16 protein-coding genes are annotated in these 13,391 nt (G+C 72.9%); 11 read left to right on the forward strand and 5 right to left on the reverse strand.

What is annotated here, in order from left to right:
* Positions 1–57 precede the first annotated feature (57 nt).
* The 5 genes from ACZ4TG_RS01005 to ACZ4TG_RS01025 all read left to right on the forward strand — a co-directional run bounded on the left by ACZ4TG_RS01005 (position 58) and on the right by ACZ4TG_RS01025 (position 4,658).
* Positions 58–303 carry a hypothetical protein gene (locus ACZ4TG_RS01005; RefSeq protein WP_468159181.1) on the forward strand — a complete coding sequence of 82 codons (246 nt, stop codon included), beginning with the start codon at positions 58–60 and terminating at the stop codon, positions 301–303.
* A complete protein-coding gene (locus ACZ4TG_RS01010) occupies positions 300–2,582 on the forward strand; it encodes a heavy metal translocating P-type ATPase (protein WP_468159182.1) in 2,283 nt (760 codons plus the stop codon). Before ACZ4TG_RS01005 ends, ACZ4TG_RS01010 begins: the two co-directional genes overlap by 4 nt.
* A complete protein-coding gene (locus ACZ4TG_RS01015) occupies positions 2,582–3,115 on the forward strand; it encodes a copper chaperone PCu(A)C (RefSeq protein WP_468159183.1) in 534 nt (177 codons plus the stop codon). The genes ACZ4TG_RS01010 and ACZ4TG_RS01015 overlap by 1 nt, the downstream gene beginning before the upstream one ends.
* A gap of 171 nt (positions 3,116–3,286) precedes the next feature.
* A complete protein-coding gene (locus tag ACZ4TG_RS01020; protein WP_468159184.1) occupies positions 3,287–3,763 on the forward strand; it encodes a hypothetical protein in 477 nt (158 codons plus the stop codon).
* A gap of 388 nt (positions 3,764–4,151) precedes the next feature.
* The gene (locus ACZ4TG_RS01025; protein WP_468159185.1) at positions 4,152–4,658 is read left to right on the forward strand and encodes a hypothetical protein; all 507 of its coding nucleotides are present in this window, start codon (positions 4,152–4,154) and stop codon (positions 4,656–4,658) included.
* Between the two features lie 101 nt (positions 4,659–4,759).
* On the opposite strand, the gene ACZ4TG_RS01030 is transcribed toward ACZ4TG_RS01025, so the two are convergent.
* On the reverse strand, positions 4,760–6,886 hold the full coding sequence (locus ACZ4TG_RS01030) for a SpoIIE family protein phosphatase (protein WP_468159186.1): 2,127 nt from the start codon (positions 6,884–6,886) through the stop codon (positions 4,760–4,762).
* A gap of 207 nt (positions 6,887–7,093) precedes the next feature.
* Here ACZ4TG_RS01030 and ACZ4TG_RS01035 point away from each other — a divergent pair, with 207 nt between their 5' ends.
* From ACZ4TG_RS01035 to ACZ4TG_RS01045, 3 genes are all read left to right on the forward strand, one after another.
* Positions 7,094–7,420, forward strand: coding sequence for a hypothetical protein (locus ACZ4TG_RS01035; protein WP_468159187.1), 327 nt, complete (start codon positions 7,094–7,096; stop codon positions 7,418–7,420).
* Positions 7,417–7,626 (forward strand): hypothetical protein, encoded by a 210-nt coding sequence (locus tag ACZ4TG_RS01040; RefSeq protein WP_468159188.1) that lies wholly within the window; start codon positions 7,417–7,419, stop codon positions 7,624–7,626. Before ACZ4TG_RS01035 ends, ACZ4TG_RS01040 begins: the two co-directional genes overlap by 4 nt.
* A gap of 243 nt (positions 7,627–7,869) precedes the next feature.
* Positions 7,870–8,424: a hypothetical protein gene (locus tag ACZ4TG_RS01045; protein ID WP_468159189.1), complete on the forward strand. Its 555-nt coding sequence runs from the start codon at positions 7,870–7,872 to the stop codon at positions 8,422–8,424.
* A gap of 53 nt (positions 8,425–8,477) precedes the next feature.
* On the opposite strand, the gene ACZ4TG_RS01050 is transcribed toward ACZ4TG_RS01045, so the two are convergent.
* Together ACZ4TG_RS01050 and ACZ4TG_RS01055 are read right to left on the reverse strand one after the other, a co-directional pair.
* Positions 8,478–8,774 carry a hypothetical protein gene (locus tag ACZ4TG_RS01050; protein ID WP_468159190.1) on the reverse strand — a complete coding sequence of 99 codons (297 nt, stop codon included), beginning with the start codon at positions 8,772–8,774 and terminating at the stop codon, positions 8,478–8,480.
* Positions 8,775–9,162: 388 nt separating this feature from the next.
* Entirely contained in the window at positions 9,163–9,882 is a 720-nt protein-coding gene (locus tag ACZ4TG_RS01055) for a CTP synthase C-terminal region-related (seleno)protein (RefSeq protein ID WP_468159191.1), read from the reverse strand.
* Positions 9,883–9,949: 67 nt separating this feature from the next.
* Between ACZ4TG_RS01055 and ACZ4TG_RS01060 the strand changes: the two genes are divergently transcribed.
* Positions 9,950–10,855, forward strand: a complete 906-nt coding sequence (locus tag ACZ4TG_RS01060; protein WP_468159192.1) for a LysR family transcriptional regulator — start codon at positions 9,950–9,952, stop codon at positions 10,853–10,855.
* On the opposite strand, the gene ACZ4TG_RS01065 is transcribed toward ACZ4TG_RS01060, so the two are convergent.
* Positions 10,833–11,390 (reverse strand): TetR/AcrR family transcriptional regulator, encoded by a 558-nt coding sequence (locus ACZ4TG_RS01065; RefSeq protein WP_468159193.1) that lies wholly within the window; start codon positions 11,388–11,390, stop codon positions 10,833–10,835. The two genes, ACZ4TG_RS01060 and ACZ4TG_RS01065, sit on opposite strands and share 23 nt — an antisense overlap.
* Positions 11,391–11,486: 96 nt before the next feature.
* Between ACZ4TG_RS01065 and ACZ4TG_RS01070 the strand changes: the two genes are divergently transcribed.
* Positions 11,487–12,089, forward strand: a complete 603-nt coding sequence (locus ACZ4TG_RS01070; RefSeq protein WP_468159194.1) for a DUF2867 domain-containing protein — start codon at positions 11,487–11,489, stop codon at positions 12,087–12,089.
* 125 nt (positions 12,090–12,214) lie between these two features.
* On the opposite strand, the gene ACZ4TG_RS01075 is transcribed toward ACZ4TG_RS01070, so the two are convergent.
* Entirely contained in the window at positions 12,215–12,664 is a 450-nt protein-coding gene (locus ACZ4TG_RS01075) for a DUF7144 family membrane protein (protein ID WP_468159195.1), read from the reverse strand.
* 398 nt (positions 12,665–13,062) lie between these two features.
* On the opposite strand from ACZ4TG_RS01075, the gene ACZ4TG_RS01080 reads away from it, so the two are divergent.
* Positions 13,063–13,371 carry a hypothetical protein gene (locus ACZ4TG_RS01080; RefSeq protein WP_468159196.1) on the forward strand — a complete coding sequence of 103 codons (309 nt, stop codon included), beginning with the start codon at positions 13,063–13,065 and terminating at the stop codon, positions 13,369–13,371.
* Positions 13,372–13,391 lie beyond the last annotated feature (20 nt).

Raw genomic sequence — 13,391 nt, forward strand, 5'->3', positions numbered from 1 at the left:
TCTCCGGAGCTCTGGAGCGGGAGCCCCGTGTTCGAATCGTCGAACCAGGGAATGTCGATGGCCGAAGAAGAACAGTCCACAGCCCAACTGCCCGCCGTCCCCGGGCGGTGGGCACCACCGCCGGCGCTGACCGGGTTCGTACTGCTGCTCGTGGCGATGTTCGCCCTCTCGTACGGGATCGGGTCCGCCGCCGGTCCGGTCGCGCCCGGCATGCGGTCCACCGGCACCGGTTCCGGCTCCCCCGGGGGTTCCGAGCCGCACGGCGACCGCATGGGCGGCATGGGGTCGGGTGACGGGCGATGACAGCCGAAGTGGCTAACGCCGCCCTGCCGACGACGGATCTGGTCGTCAGCGGTATGACCTGTGCGGCCTGCGTGAACCGGGTGGAGAAGCGACTGGCCAGACTCGACGGAGTGACGGCCGCGGTCAATCTGGCGACCGGCAGGGCCCGGGTGAACCACCCACCGGACGTCACCGTCGCGGACCTGCTGGCGGCGGTCGAGCGGGCCGGCTACCGGGCCGAGTTGGTGTTGCCTCCCGAAGCGCGCCAGGAATCCCCTGCGACCGAACCGGCAGCGGACGACGGCCGCCCGGAGCGCCAACGTCTGTTGGTCACCGCGCTGCTCTGCCTGCCGGTTCTCGTGCTGTCGATGGTGCCCGCCCTGCAGTTCCGCAACTGGCAGTGGCTGTGCCTCGTGCTCGCCGCCCCCGTGGTGGTCTGGAGCGCCTGGCCCTTCCATCTGCGGGCGGTACGCGGGTTGCGGCACTCGGCGGCCACCATGGACACCCTCGTCTCCCTCGGTGTCCTCGCGTCGTTCGCCTGGTCGCTGTACGCGCTGTTCCTCGGCGGGGCCGGCGATCCGGGCATGCGGATGCCGTTCACGTTTCTCCCCTCGGCGGGGGGCGGTGTCGCGCACGTCTATCTGGAGGCGGCGGTCGGCGTGCCCTTGTTCGTCCTGACCGGCCGCCATCTGGAGGCACGTGCCCGGCGCGGCACCGGTCAGGCCCTGCGCGCCCTGGCGGGCCTGGCCGCCAAGGACGTGACCGTGCGGGAGGGCGGTCAGGAGCGACGGCTGCCGATCGAACAGCTCAGGCCGGGGCAGGAGTTCGTGGTCCGTCCCGGCGAACGCGTCGCCACCGACGGTGTGGTGGTCTCCGGGAGTTCCGCGCTGGACCTCTCCCTGGTGACCGGGGAGAGCGACCCGGTCGAGGTGGGGCCCGGCCGGGCGGTGGTCGGCGGCGCCGTCAACGCGGGAGGGCTGCTCCTCGTACGGGCCACCGCGGTCGGCGCGGACACCCAACTCGCCAGGATCACTCGTATGGTCACCGAAGCCCAGGCGGGAAAGGCGCGTGCCCAGCGCCTGGCCGACAAGGTGGCGGGCGTGTTCGTGCCGGTCGTGCTCGCCCTGGCCGTCACGGTCCTCGGTTTCTGGCTCGGCGCCGGGGCCGACCCGCAGGCGGCTGTCACGGCGGCCGTGGCGATCCTCGTCGTCGCCTGTCCCTGCGCTCTGGGTCTGGCGACCCCCACCGCGCTGATGGCCGCCACGGGGCGGGGTACCCAACTCGGCGTGCTGGTCAGCGGGCCGCAGGCGCTGGAGGCGCTGCGCCACATCGACACCATCGTCCTGGACAAGACCGGCACCCTCACCACCGGGCACATGTCGGTCGTCCGGGTCACGGCGGCCGGCGGCGGCATCGGCCGGGACGCGGCCGTCCGGCTGGCCGGGGCGGTGGAACAGGGTTCGGAGCATCCGCTGGGCCGCGCGGTCGCCTCGTACGCGCAGCGCGTCCCGGCGAAGCGCCCGCTGCCCGCGGTGACCGGTTTCCTGGCCACTCCCGGCGCGGGCGTCACGGGTGTCGTGGAGGGCAGGCGTGTGGAGGTACGGGCCCCCGGCGACGGACTGCCCGAGTCGCTGGCCCGGGCGCTGGCCGAGGCGGAGGCCGCCGCGCTCACACCGGTCCTGGTCCGGGTGGACGGCGTCGACGAGGCCCTCATCGCCCTGGGGGACGCCCTGCGGCCCGGCAGTTACCGGGCCGTGGACCGCCTGCGGCGCCTCGGAGTGGCGCCGGTCCTGGCCACCGGCGACCGGGAGACGACCGCGCGCGCCGTGGCCGCGGAACTGGGCATCACGGATGTCCACGCCCGCTGCACACCGGAGGACAAGGCAGCCTTGGTGCGGCGGTTGAAGAGCGAGGGCCATCAGGTCGCGGTGATCGGGGACGGCGTGAACGACGCCGCGGCGCTGGCGGACGCCGATCTCGGCATCGCGATGGGCAGCGGAACGGATGTGGCCATCGGGGCGGCCGATGTGACGCTCGTACGGGGAGACATCGAGGCGGTCGCCGACGCGGTCCGCCTTGCCCGGCGCACGCTGGCGACCATCCGGCTCAACCTCGTCTGGGCGTTCGGCTACAACGCGGCCACCGTGCCGCTGGCGGCCGTGGGGTGGCTCAACCCGATGGTGGCCGCCGCCGCCATGTCCGCCAGCTCTCTCCTCGTCGTGGCCAACAGCCTGCGCCTGCGGGCCTGGCAGCCCTCGCCGAAGCGCCTCGTCGCTCCCGCCCGAAAGGCCTCTCAGTGATGACCGCTCCCCCGGACCCGTCGACCACGCAAGGGTGGAGGCCGAGCCGTCGGCGCCTGCGCGAAGGGCTGCTCGGCGCGCTCGTCCCCGTCGTCGCCTGCCTGGCGGCTCTGGTCGGCCTGACGGCGTGGACCAGAGCAGGGGCCGCCGGCAGCCCGCCGCAGATCGAGGTGGGCGTCGGGCGGGTCTTCCTCCCGTACGCCGACAAGGAGCGCACCGCCGCGTTCTTCCGGCTCACGAACACGGGCGGGGCGGACGACCAGCTGGTCTCCGTGACCTCCCCGGCCGTCGAGGGGGCCATGCTGAGCCGCCACGAGCGGGTGGGCGAGGGGGCCGATGCCATGCGCATGGTCCCTTCGGCGGACATCCCGGCGGGCGGCACCTTGACCATGAGGCCGGACACCCTGGACGTGATGGTGAAGGTGAGGGGGAAGGCCCGCTGGCAGGTGGGTGACGCCATCCCCTTCGTCCTGCACTTCCGCCGCAGCGGGCCGGTGGAGGCCGTGGCGTTCGTGGTGCGGCCCGGCAGCTGAACCAGGTCTGAGGGCTCCCCGCACCCGGGAGCCCTCCCACCGGTCCTCAGCAGGGGTGATGTCCGCCGGCGGCCCCGCCGGGCCGCCGTAGCGGGTGCGCTGTGCGGCCGGATGGGGGAAGCTGGGCACGAGCTGCAGCAGGCACGGAGAAGGCGGCGCAAGGAGGATCTCGTGGACTCTCCCGGAGAAGGCGGGCTCGCTCCCGCGCCCCGGCCCAAGGTGCGGACGCCCGCACTGCTGTGCGCGGCCGCCGCCCTCGTGGTGGGCGCCGTGCCCGCTTCCGCACAGACCCGGGCGGCCCCGGAACCGGATCCGGTCGTGGTCGTCGACTGCTCCTCCCAGGTGCAGATCCGCCCCGCCGAGTATCTGCTCGCCTGCGGCGACGGCAACAACCGCCTCGTCCGGCTGCGCTGGGAGAACTGGGGTGCGCGCACCGCGACGGCCACCGGCACCGACATGGTGAACGACTGCCGCCCGTACTGCGCGGCGGGCCGCTTCCACCCCCACCCGGTCACGGTGACGCTGAGCAATCCGCAGCCCTGGCCCGCCCACCCCGACATCACGCGGTTCACCACCATCCGGCTGCTCTACACCGGCACCGCGCCCTCTCCGGTCCCCAAGGACGTGACCTACGAGCTCTTCCCCTGACCCGGCACTCGCTGACCGTCCCTCAGGGCGCCTCCCGCCGCCCCTCCCATCAGACTTTCGCTGATGGGAGGGGCGGCGGTCTGCCATGTGGGCGACGGCTCGGGCCGAGGCCGCCAGGGACCATTCGGTGCTACGAAGTCCTCTCCACGGGTGAGGAATCGGGCCGGGGCGCATGGGCCCGCGTCTGCGGTGGGATGTTCGGTGTCGAAATCACACAGGCCGCTCCAGGTGTCCGCATGGGGAGAGCACCGAACCGTTCTGAAGGCTCCTTCGAGGTTCGAAGCCCACCTCACCCGCCCACACCCGCCAAGCCGCCGGGAAACCGACGGTGGGCGGTCGTAGGCGTGCACCCCCCGCGGCCGACAGTGCGCGCAATGAGAGGAAGCAGATGAAGAAGCTCGCTTGGGCCGCCCGTGGCCTCGCGGTCGTGTCCGGAGCTACGCTCGTCGGAGCGCTGATGGTCCCGTCGGCGCTCGCGGACACCGCGAAAGAGCCCGACCCGAAGTCCAGCTCATCCTCCGAGCACGACTCCAAGAAGCGCTGCGAAGGCGAACGCGGTGTGAGCTCGACCGTCACGGACTTTGCCGAGTCCGTCAACCCCGCGATCGTCTACCGCACGGCGACGGACCGGGACGGGCACGCCTTCCTCAACGACAGCCGCAACCCGGGCGTGTGGATCAACCTCGGTCTCATCCAGCGGGCACCGAAGTGCGTCCTGGACACGGCCGTGTCCGTCACCGAGGCGGCTGACGGGTACCTGTACATCACCCTGCTCGCCAAGGGCGGGGTGCTCTACGAAGCCCGCTGCACCACCAGCGCCACGCCGTTCACCGCGTCGAACATCGAATCGGCGTGCACCCCCGGCTTCGTGCCGCTGTCCGACACCCCGGTCTAACCACTCGCCCTCCGGCCCCAACGGCGGACCGGGGCCGCTGCGAGTGCACAGCGTTCAGGGCCGGCCGCCCATCCAGCGGCCGGCCCTGCCCCGTGTGGGAGCTACTCGTAGCGCAGGAGGAGCAGGGCGATGTCGTCGGTGCGCGGGCCGAGCCGCCGGGCGTGTTCCACGAGGTCGTCCGCCAGCCGGCTGAGGGAGCGGTGCGGATCGCTTTCGGTGATGTGGGTGGCGACCGCGTCGATGGAGTCCTCGATGTCCTGGCCGGGGCGTTCGACGAGGCCGTCGGTGTAGAAGGCGAGGAGGGTGGAGGGGGTGAAGGGGATCTCCACGGCGGTGTAGGCGGTATCGGGGTCGATTCCCAGGAGAAGGCCGGGTGGCAGGTGGAGCATGCGGGCCGGGCCGAGGGCGTGGCGCAGCAGGGGCGGCGGGTGGCCCGCGGTGGCGAGGCGGGCGGTTCGGCGGGCGAGGTCGATGTGGGCGTACAGGCAGCTGGTGAACAGGCCCGGTTCGAGGTCGGTCAGCAGGCGGTTGGTGCGGGTGAGCACCTCCTCGGGCGCCGCGCCCGCGGTGGCGTGTACGGCGGTGCGGACCTGGCCCATGAGGGCGGCGGCCTTGACGTTGTGGCCCTGTACGTCGCCGATGGCTGCGGCGACGGTGGTGTCGTCGATGCGGATGAGGTCGTAGAAGTCGCCGCCGATGTCGAGACCGTGGGCCGCGGGCAGGTAGCGTGCGGCCACTTCGAGGTCGGGGATGCGGGGCAGGGCGTGGGGCAGCAGGTGCGTCTGGAGGCTGCGGGCGAGCTGGTGGGTGGTGTCGTAGAGGCGGGCGCGGTCCAGGGCCTGGGCGATGAGTCCGGCGATGGAGATCAGGGCGGCGCGCTCGCCGGGGGCGAAGGGGCGGGGATGTGCGTAGGCGAGGACGAGCGAGCCGACGGGCCGGCTGGAGGCGATCAGGGGCAGGAACGCCCAGGCGGCCATGCCGTCCTCGATGACGGCGAACGGGTAGGCGTCCAGGAGTTCGGTCGCGTTCCCGAAGAAGAGGGTCGTGCCGGTGCGCAGAACGTGGGTGGTGGGGGTGTCGACGGACAGCGGTGTGGCGTCGAAGCGGGCCATGAGTTCGGCGCTGTAGCCGCGGTAGCCGACGATCCGCAGGCGCTGCTCCTCCTCGACGAGCAGGACTATGCCCTGGGCTCCGAGGCCGGGGACGAGGTGGTCGGCGGCCTTCTCGACGACGTCCTGCGCGTGGGCGGCCTCGGTGAGGTTGGCCGCCAGGTGCATCAGCTGGTAGAGGACGGTGGCACGGCTGGGTCCGGGCTCCGCGGCGCCGGCCGGGGGCAGGGGTTCCTGCTCGGCCGCCGGGGTGATGCGGACGCTGATGCCCGTGTCGTCGGGGTAGAGCGCGAAGCGCAGGTGCCGTCCGCCGGGGTGCGCGGTGGTGAAGACGCGGGGGAGGCGGCTGATCGCAGCGGCCCGGTAGTGGTCCTCCACGGCGGGGGTGTCCATCCAGGGGAGGGCTTCCCAGGGCAGGGATCCGCGCAGGGTGGCGGCGGACGCGCCGAGCAGTTCGGCGGCCCCGGGGGTGATGAAGGTGATCCTGCCGTTGTCGTCGAGTGCGCAGCTGCCTCCGGGCAGGCGTCGTACGAAGGCCATGGCGGCCGCCGCCTCGGCCGGTCCCGGGGTGGGGGGCGGGAGTGGTCTGAGCAGGACCGGGCGCGCGGCGGCCTCGATCGGGTGGCCTGCTTCGGCAGCCTGCCGCAGGAGGCGGGCGAGGTGGCGGCGGGCCCTGTGCAGCGCTTGCCGTTCGTGGTCGCTGAGGTCGGGCGGGTGGGAGCCCGGCCAGAGGAACACCAGGCCGGCCCCGGACGGCGTCTCCCGGCCGGCGACGGTGTCCGGGGCGAGCGGTGCGGCGGCGAGGGCGAAGTCGTAGGGCAGAACCAGGCCGAGGCGCGGGTAGCGGGCGGCGGTGGCTTCCTGTCCTCTGAGCCAGACGAGTTTCTGCCGGCTGATGGCGTCGGCCACCGGGATGGGGTCGTCCAGGCCGACGCGGGACCAGGGGGCCGCGAAGTCGAGGGAGAGGCCGGTGGTGAGTGCCAGGCGCAGACTCGGCCTGCCCGGGTCGGGAAGGTAGAGCATGCCGACGGACGCCCCCGCGTCGCGGCAGCCTTGGACCAGGGCCTCCCCCAGGGCCCGGAAGCCGTCGCCCTCGTCACGCCCAGCAGAGCTCTCCACACCACCATGGTCCACCCGCTCACCTGTCGGCGCCTGTACCCACGCATCTGGCCGAGCTTGCTGACCAGCCACAACGCGCGGGTCCGACGGCCGCTGCGGCCTCCCGGTGCGGTCGCGGGGCCGCATCGGTCCGGCTTTCCGCGCACGGCGGTACGGGGTCGCCCGGGCGGTGCGTGCCTGTGGGCGCGGAGAATCGTTTGGGCAGGTATGACCACCACACAGGCCGCCGTCCCGTCCCGAGCGCGGCACCGGGCACCTCGGAACGACTCCGCCGCGCCGGCGCACGGCATCCCCCGGCAGCACTCCCTGAGCGCTTCCGTATCCGCTCCGGCACCGGTCTTCGATCAGCTCGCCGCTGAATGGGCGGCCCGTGGCGCCACCGTCCCGGGGACGCCGGACCCCTTGTGGGAGCAGCTCGTCTCCTACGAACACTTCCGGCGCGAGACGGAGTCCACGCTGCGGTGCCTGCGCCTGGACAGCTCCGAAGCCCCGGCGGCTCCTGCCGCGGCGAACCCACGATGGAGGCGCGCATGACCGTACAGCGGCTGGTGTGCCAGGGCTGCTCCGGCGGCCTGTACACCGTACGTACGACGCAGGGGCAGGAGCCCTTCAGCGAGTGGGAGGTCGACCACGAGTACGCGGGCCGCTGCTCCCTGGCACCGCTGCTGCCGTTGAGCGGGCGCGCGGCCCACGCGGGCGATCTCGCCCACGCCGAGCACGTCCTCGGCCCGACGCTCTGACCCGCGGCGGACCCGGCTGCGGGTCCGCCGGGCCGCACGTGCCGGGCGCGGGCCCCGGAGCAGCCCTAAGGGCTGTCCCGTAATCCCCGGTGGATCAGCGCGCGGCGTCAGATGCGGTGCATCGCAAGGCGGAGGAGCGTCCTCATACTGGGCGTATCCGGGCGCTCCGACAACGCGGCGAGGTGCCGTAGCTGTCGTCGTGCGCCCGCCGGGGATTACGGGACAGCCCTTAGGGTGTGCGGCATGGCCCACGAAGAGACGCCCGCGTCCGGGTCGCCCGGCGCCGGCGCCACGCCCGAGCAGGCTCTCGACGACGACCCGCGGTTCGCCGCCGCGCGGCTCAAGGAGCGCCTCTACGCCACCATCACCATGATCTCGGTGGTGATCGGACTCGCCGGAACCGGTCACGCCGACGCGGCCGGAGCCGCCGCCACGGTGCTGACCGCCGCGGTCGGTCTGTGGCTGGCCGCCCTGGTCGCGGACCAGCAGGCCCACCGCGTTGTCCACGGCCGGATGGCGACCGGCCGCGAACTGCGGCGCATGCTCTCCGTCAGCAGCCCGCTGCTGCTCTCCGCCCCCGGGCCGCTGATCCTGATCGGAGCGGCGGCGCTGGGGGTGATGGCCCTGGAGACGGCTCTGCTGACCGCGGCCGGGGTGAGCATCGCGGGCCTGTTCGCCTGGGGCTGCTACGGCGGCGTCCGGATGGGCGGCGGCGCCCCCGTGGCCCTGCTCGCCGGAACCTTGGACGCGGCCATCGGGACCGCGGTCGCCCTGGTGAAGGCGGCCGCCGGCCACTGACGCACTCCTCGGGCGAGGAGTGAGCCGTGCGCGTTCCGTGCGGCGCCGCCCCGTCAGTACAGCTGGATGCGAGCCACGATGATCTGCGGGATTTCGGCGTCCTGCGCGATGACGTACTCGACGACGCCCAGGCCGCCGTCGTGGCCCAGCGCCAGACGCCGCTGCTCCGGCCATTTGGGAGACGCCGTGCTCCCGGGGACCCGGCCGCGCGTCTCGCCGATCGTGACGATGACGGCGACGATCGCGCCGAACGCCTCGGCCGGCATCGCCGGGTCCATCAGCAGCTGGGCGACCTCCTCCGACAGCGCGCAGGGCAGGCCCTGCGGCTCCTCGCCGTACGGCTCACTCAACGGGCCCGCCCCGCCCCGCGGCGGCGTGCCGCGGACCCCGGTCCGGGTCATCTGGGTGGATCGGCTGCGCGCTCAGGCGGACACCCCCTGGATCGACTGCCCCGAGTCTGCCTCCTCCCGCGCGGTGCGGTCGAGCCGCCGGCCGGAATGTCGGGCCCAGGTGGCTACCGGGGACGGGCTCCCGCCGACAGGACGCCGGACCCGGTCGGTCTTTCGGCCCGGTGCCGGCACGCCTCTCGCTCGCCCTGTACGGGGTCGACCCGCAGGGCACCGAGCGCGGCGTCCGGCAGGGACGCGAGCGGGCTGCGGGCATGGGCTTCGGGCACGGTGCAGGCGCGCAGATAGGCCCGAAAGAGGGTGCTCGCCCAGTTTCCCGGGGTGCGCGCGTTCATCGGGTGCGGGCGTGGTCGACGGCGGCCGCGGCCAGGCCGGTGATCAGCGGGTGGGCGCGGGTGCCGTCGCCGTCGAGTTCGGGCTGGAAGAGGGTCGCCAGGAAGAAGGGATGGGCGGGCAGTTCGGCGATGCGGATCTCGTCGGCTTCGTCGGTACCGGTGAAGGCCAGTCCGTGCGCACGCAGGATGTCCAGGTGGCGGGGATTGGGGCCGTAGTTGCAGTGGTAGCGGGCCTGGGTGCGGTCGGCGCCGAGCAGGCCGGCGGCCCGGGAGCCGGGAAGGACGCGGACGGCTCCCTCGTGGCCGACCAGTGAGCAGGCCAGCGGGACGACGACCGCGTCCGCTTCGTCGGTCGCCGGGTCGTTCTCGGCGTGGCCGGCGCGTTCCAGACCGCAGACGTTGCGGGCGAACTCCAGCAGCGCGTGCTGGAAGCCGCCGCAGGTGCCCAGGAAGGGGATGCCGTTCTCGCGGGCCGTGCGGATCGCCGCCAGAACTCCGGCCTCACTGCGGTAGGGGCTGCCGGGCAGGACCCAGACCGCGTCGAAGCCGTCCATGCCCTGGCCGGCGTCCTCGGTGGGGATCCAGTAGGCGTCCAGGTCCAGCCCGTCCCGTACGCGCAGTGCCTCGAGCAGGCCGGGGATGCGGGTGTGGGAGCGGACGGCGTCGGAGCGGTCCCCGACGAGGGCGATGCGTGCGATGTGGTTCATGGCAGCCATCTTGCTGACCATTCGGCATCAGGTCCAACGATGATCCGTGGTGCTTCCATAAGCGAAACTGATGCACATGGATCCGCATCTGCTGCGCACCTTCGTCGCGGTCCTCGACCACCGCTCCTTCTCCGCCGCCGCCTCGGCCCTGGGCTACACCCAGTCCGCCGTCTCCCAGCACATCGCCGCCCTCGAATCCGATCTGGGCACCCGGCTGGTCGAGCGTCGGCCCGTGGCCCCCACCCCGGCCGGAGCGCGGCTGATGGAGCACGCGCCGGCCCTGCTGCTGCGCCTGGACATCGCCCGCGCCGACATCGCCCGCCTGCACCAGGCCCACACCGCCCGGCTGACCCTGGCCTGCTCGCCCGCCGCCCTCGGCCCCGCCCTCGCGCAGGCCCTCGCCCGCCTGCACGCCACCACCCGCCTGGACCTCGAAGTACGGGTCCTGAGCCGGGCAGCGGTGATCGAGGACGTGCTCACCGCCCGCGCCGACCTCGGTCTCGTCGACGGCGCGGCCGCCCCCAGCGATCCGCTCCCCATGCCGGACCTCGGCCCCACCACCACCCTCGCCGCGGCCGAGGAGAGCCTGGCCGTGCTCTTCCCCGTCGACCACCCCTTGGCGCGGCGGCCCTCGGTACGGCTGACCGACCTGACGCAGGCGCAGTGGATCGACGCCCCCGACACCGCCGTCCCCCTCGACCAGCTGCGCGCCGTCTGCCGCACCGACGGGTTCCGCCCCCGCATCCGCCACCGCGGAACCGACCTGCACGGCCTCGCCGTACTCGCCGCCGCCGGTCACGGCCTGGCCGCGCTCCCCCTGCCGCTGGCCGCCGGACTGCCCGGCATCGCCGCCGTTCCGGTGGGAGAGCCCAGGCTGATCCACCGCACCGAGCTCGTGCACCCGACCAACCCCACCGGACCGGCCCGGCAGTTGGCGGAGCTCCTCACGGGCCGGGCGGCTACTCCAGGAGCCGGCTCCTGATCAGGGCCATGACCTCCGCGCGGCTGCGACCGCCGTGATCGGCGGCGATGAAGTGGTTGCCGATCCGCAGGGAGTAGGCGAGCAGGCAGCGGACCTCGACGTCGTCCGGATCGGGGCAGAAGGAGCCGAACAGCCTGCGCAGGTAGTCCATGCGCCGGTTGTCGACCCGCCTGAGCCGCTCCGCGACGGTTTCGTCGCGCCGGGCCCAGTCGCGGATCGCGAGGTCTGCCGTGATGCCCGTCACCGGCCCGTCGTCGGACGAGGCGATCGTGAACAGCCGCACCAGTTTGGTCCGGGCGTCTCCTCCCTCGCTCTCGATCCGCTCGATCACCTCCTCGGTGACCTCGCGCTCCCAGGCGTCGAGCATCTCGGTGAGCAGCGCGTCCCGATTGCCGAAGTACCAGTAGAAGCCGCCCTTGCTGACGCCGAGCGCCTGCGCCAGGGACTCGATCCGGACGGCCTCCGGGCCTCCGGCGGACAGGGCTCGCAGCCCCTCCTCGATCCACCGTTCGCGCGGCGTGCGGGTCGCGCCCATGGTGTGTCTCCCCTCACCGCTCCCCCCGTCTATACGGGGCCGTATGGATGGGTCTAACCTTGTTCCATACGACAGCGTATAGACAGGGGCACGCGCATGAGACTCCCCAAGACCGCCCACACGTCCCGTCCTTGGCGCATCCACGAGATCGCCGGCGACTTCCACGTCGAGGACGTGTGGGCGCTACCGACACCGGGCGGTCCCGACGACCTCGCGCGACTGGTGCGGCAGTTCGTGAGCGCCGACGAGCCGGGGGCGGGTGCGCACGTTTCCTCGCCGGTGGCGCGCCTGCTCTTCGCGGTCCGCTGGAAACTCGGCGCCCTGCTCGGCTGGGACGAGCCTCGGGTCGGCGGGCAGGCGCCGACACTGCGGGACCGGCTGCCGGCGGATCTCCGGGAGGGTCCCCGGGGGCCCGCATTCGGCAGGGTTCCCTTCACTTCCGTGTACCTGACCCACGACGAATGGGTGTCCGAGATCGTCAACCGGACCGTGCACGGGGTCATGCACATCGGCTGGGTCCCGGACGGCAGCGGCGGGTACCGCGGCCAGATGACCGTCCTCGTGAAGCCGAACGGCCTGCTCGGCTCCGTGTACATGGCCGGCATCAAGCCGTTCCGGTACCTCGGGGTCTATCCGGCGATGCTCCGGGCGATCGGACACAGATGGGAGGGCCGGACCGGCGAACGAACCGCCGGCTGACCCCTCACCGCGCCGCCGGTACGGGGCCCGTACCCCGCAACCGCCATCGTCACCGCACCCGGGGAGCGGGGCGGCGACGATGGCGTAGCGGCGTGGCGTGGCCCAGCCGGACGACCTTGCCCGGTTCAGACCGCGTTCGGGCGGGGGGCGCCGTGCTGGTAGACGGCCAGGGCCCAGATGATGAACACGTCGATGGCGATCATGATGAACGCCCAGACCGGGGAGTACGGGAGGAACAGGAACTGGGCGATCAGACTCAGCGCGGCGAAGAAGATGCCCGCGTAGCGCGCCCAGGGGGCGTGCTTCAGCACACCCCAGCCCGTGACCGCGACACAGAGGCCGATGATCAGGTGGATCCAGCCCCAGCCCGTGAGGTTGATCCGGTACACGTAACCGCCGACGTTGCCGTACACGTCGTCTTCGATGATGGCGGCGATGCCCTGCAGAACGGCAAGTACACCGGTGCAGAGCATGAGGACGCCGGCGAAGACGATGCCGCCCGCGACCCAGCCCGGGTTCGGATCGGCTGTCGGCCTGGACGGCGACGACCTCGGAGACTGCGCTGCCTGAGCCATGGGATCTCCCCTGCGTTGGCCTGCCCGCGGGGTCGCGGAAGGGACTTCGAGTGTCAGTCGGGGCCCGGGGCGCCGCCATGCGGGTGCGCCCGTTCGGGTGAAGGCGGCTTCTGTTCAGCGGCACGTTCGACGGCGTGGTCCATCCGCATGCTGAGACGTGGCACCGCCGACCGGCGGCGCCGTGCCAGACTCGCCCGCATGCTGCGCCAGCTGATCATTAGCCGCGGCGTGCCGGCCCTGGCCTGACCGAGCATCCCTCCGTCGGCCCACCGCCCGCACGCAGACCTCTCGCAACCGCGAGGGGTCTTTTTCGTTTCCGGCCCGATCCACTCCCCGAGTCCGCACCGTCCCCGACCTCGACCCCGACCCCGACCCCGCCAGGACAGGAGCCCCCGCACATGACTCTCACCAGCACTCTCCGCCCCCTCGACACCGCTGGACGCGAAGAGCCACCGGCCGTGGCGGATGTGGACCCTGCCCATCACAGGCTCACCGTCACGCTGCGGGACGGCGGCCACGCGCTCTCCCGCATCGTGACCGTGCTGAACAGCCTGTGCGTCAAGGAGCTGTCCTTCAAGGCCGGGGAGAGCGCCCTTTCGGTCTGCGAGATCGTCGTTCCCGCTGCCCACGCACACCGCGCCAGAGCCAAGCTGGCCCGCTGCGTCGAGGTCGTACACGTATCGGCCCGCCACTCTCCGGGCGAATGAACGCTCGGCCGAACACGAGG

This window comes from Streptomyces sp. NPDC028314, from assembly GCF_055565795.1.

Coding starts and splice junctions, on each gene's coding strand:
- ACZ4TG_RS01015 (WP_468159183.1), top strand. CDS start 2,582: ATGACCGCTCCCCCGGACCCGTCGACCACGCAAGGGTGGAGGCCGAGC.
- ACZ4TG_RS01005 (WP_468159181.1), top strand. CDS start 58: ATGGCCGAAGAAGAACAGTCCACAGCCCAACTGCCCGCCGTCCCCGGG.
- ACZ4TG_RS01070 (WP_468159194.1), top strand. CDS start 11,487: ATGAGACTCCCCAAGACCGCCCACACGTCCCGTCCTTGGCGCATCCAC.
- ACZ4TG_RS01080 (WP_468159196.1), top strand. CDS start 13,063: ATGACTCTCACCAGCACTCTCCGCCCCCTCGACACCGCTGGACGCGAA.
- ACZ4TG_RS01040 (WP_468159188.1), top strand. CDS start 7,417: ATGACCGTACAGCGGCTGGTGTGCCAGGGCTGCTCCGGCGGCCTGTAC.
- ACZ4TG_RS01045 (WP_468159189.1), top strand. CDS start 7,870: ATGGCCCACGAAGAGACGCCCGCGTCCGGGTCGCCCGGCGCCGGCGCC.
- ACZ4TG_RS01075 (WP_468159195.1), bottom strand. CDS start 12,664: ATGGCTCAGGCAGCGCAGTCTCCGAGGTCGTCGCCGTCCAGGCCGACA.
- ACZ4TG_RS01010 (WP_468159182.1), top strand. CDS start 300: ATGACAGCCGAAGTGGCTAACGCCGCCCTGCCGACGACGGATCTGGTC.
- ACZ4TG_RS01055 (WP_468159191.1), bottom strand. CDS start 9,882: ATGGCTGCCATGAACCACATCGCACGCATCGCCCTCGTCGGGGACCGC.
- ACZ4TG_RS01065 (WP_468159193.1), bottom strand. CDS start 11,390: ATGGGCGCGACCCGCACGCCGCGCGAACGGTGGATCGAGGAGGGGCTG.
- ACZ4TG_RS01035 (WP_468159187.1), top strand. CDS start 7,094: ATGACCACCACACAGGCCGCCGTCCCGTCCCGAGCGCGGCACCGGGCA.
- ACZ4TG_RS01060 (WP_468159192.1), top strand. CDS start 9,950: ATGGATCCGCATCTGCTGCGCACCTTCGTCGCGGTCCTCGACCACCGC.
- ACZ4TG_RS01025 (WP_468159185.1), top strand. CDS start 4,152: ATGAAGAAGCTCGCTTGGGCCGCCCGTGGCCTCGCGGTCGTGTCCGGA.